1 protein-coding gene and 1 pseudogene are annotated in these 2,456 nt (G+C 50.2%); both read right to left on the bottom strand.

From position 1 onward, the window contains the following. A partial coding sequence (iorA, locus tag DBO31_RS07745) for an indolepyruvate ferredoxin oxidoreductase subunit alpha (RefSeq protein ID WP_150824859.1) occupies positions 1-1,765 on the bottom strand: 1,765 nt, incomplete at its 3' end. A 35-nt stretch (positions 1,766-1,800) separates the two neighbouring features. Beyond that, positions 1,801-2,456: pseudogene (locus DBO31_RS07740) on the bottom strand (hypothetical protein); the annotation flags it as partial.

The raw sequence follows: 2,456 nt of genomic DNA, 5'->3' as shown, positions 1-2,456 counted from the left end.
TGCTGATGGCTTTGACTGGGCAGACTTGCATACAGACTTTGCAACCGACACAGTCCGATTCTACGATTTCTGATTTCTTATCCTTCAGATTGAAGCGCAATGCCGGGCAGCCTGTGGTCAGGCACTTCTTGCAGCCAATGCACTTTTCTTCATCAATGATGCAAGGCGTCTTATCGAGATTGAATTCTTCTGCATCTTCGTGAGAGTATTTTTTGAGTACGCAGGGCCACTTGGTAATGATGACGACCGGTTCTTTTTCGATGGAATACGCCCAATCAAGGGTTGCTTTCATGTCGGCCAGGTTATTCGGATCAACCGTGCGGACGTTGCGGATGCCGAGTGCATGGACGACTCGTTCTACATCGATGAGCGTTGTCGGTTCGCCTTTAATGGTATAGCCCGTCCCAGGATTTTCCTGATGACCGGTCATGCCCGTAATGCGGTTATCGAGGATGACACAGATCGTATTGGATTTATTATACGATACTTCTGTAAGGGCATTGATACCCGTATGGAAGAAAGTCGAATCTCCCATGACGGCTACGACCCGTTTCTGCTGGCCACTGTCAGCAAAGGCTTTGACCATGCCGTGGCCCAGAGAGAAGGCACTGCCCATGCAAAGAGCCATATCTTTGGCATTGAGCGGTTCAGCACCGCCCAGGGCATAGCAGCCGATATCGCCGACCATGACCGTATCTTTACGTTTAGCCAGTTCATAGAAGAAACCGCGGTGGGGACAGCCGGCACAGAGTGCAGGAGGACGGGGGACAAATAAGTCATCGGAAACGGTGACCCCTTCTTGTCCTTTATGGAGAATCGCTTCAGCAATGATGTTCGGGTTCAATTCATCGATATTAGGAATGACGTCTTTCCCATGGCAGGAAATGCCGGCGCGCTGGATTTGTTCTTCCATGAACGGATCCAGTTCTTCGACGACATACAGCGTATCGACTTTATCGGCAAAGGCACGGATTTTATTCATGGGCAGTGGATAGGAAAAGCCCAATTTCAGGTACGATGCATTGTCGCCAAATACTTCTTTACAATAGTTGTAAGATACACCGGCTGTAATGATACCGATTTTTGTATCGTGCATTTCTTCAAAATTGAGCGGCGTCTGTTCGCTGTATTCTTTCAGTTTCTGTTCCCGTTCTTCGACAACGAAGCGTCGTACTTTAGAAATAGCCGGCACGGGATCCATCTTATCACGCTGTTTGACATAGGGAACCGCTTTGAAGGGAACGCGTTCACCCAATTCCACGAGGCTCTTAGAATGATCGACACGGGTCGTCATGCGCAGCATGACCGGCGTACCATAAGTTTCGCTGATTTTATATGCTTCGGCAACCATATCCTTAGCTTCCTGGGAGTCGGACGGTTCCAGCATAGCAATCTTGGCAAATTTGGCATAGTTGCGGTTATCCTGTTCGTTCTGGGACGAATGCATGCCCGGATCATCGGCGGAAACAAAGACAAGACCACCGTTGATAGCCAGATAAGCAAAGGTAAAGAGCGGATCGGCGGCCACGTTGAGACCTACCATCTTCATAGCTGCAAAAGAGCGGACACCACCGATAGAAGCGCCGATAGCTGCTTCCATGGCTACTTTTTCATTTGGCGCCCATTCGGAAGAAATAGCGTCGTATTTCGCTACGTTTTCCAGGATTTCTGTGCTGGGCGTACCAGGATAGGCAGAAGCAAAGGACACGCCGGCTTCATATAATCCCCGGGCAATGGCTTCATTCCCCGTCATTAACTGTTTCATTCTGTTACCTCCTGTAAATAGACATATTGGAAAAATTATCCCTGATGACACTTGCGTGCCTGGATGAGACTGCTCGTCGGAACAGCCTGGATTTCGTCGCACATAGAGCGGACGGTGGACAAGACCTTATCCAGATCATATCCTGTATCATATCCTAAGGCCTGCAGCATATGCACCAGATCTTCTGTTGCGATATTACCTTTGGCCCCGGGCACGAAGGGGCAGCCGCCCAGGCCGCCGGCAGCTGCATCGAGAGAGGTTACGCCTTCTTCGACAGCCGCGTAAGCATTGGCCAGGCCCATGCCGTACGCATCATGGAGATGGATATCGATCTGACTGATATCACAGATGGACTTCAGGGCGCGGATAATTTCTTTTGTATGGGCCGGATTGGAAATACCTGCCGTATCGCCGAGGCCAATGCGGGTGACGCCGACCTTAAAGGCTTCTTCACACAGATATTTGATCCGGTCCGCCGGTACGTCATCACCGAAAGGAGACCCGAGACCGCAGGCCAGTGCCAGGGTCATCTTTACTCCTTTGACCTGGGATGCCATAGCCTTGAAGTTTTCCAGTGATTCTTCTATGGTCCGGTTGGCATTGCGTTTATTGTGTTCTTCGCTGGCAGAAATGACAAACTGGACGCTCGTCGCACCGGCCTTGAGAGCATTTTCAATGCCTTTGCCATTCA

Source organism: Megasphaera sp. DJF_B143 (assembly GCF_900320625.1).
GTDB lineage: Bacteria > Bacillota > Negativicutes > Veillonellales > Megasphaeraceae > Megasphaera > Megasphaera hexanoica.
The sequence above is the reverse complement of the archived record's forward strand: the minus strand, read 5'-3'. Positions and strand labels throughout refer to the sequence as shown.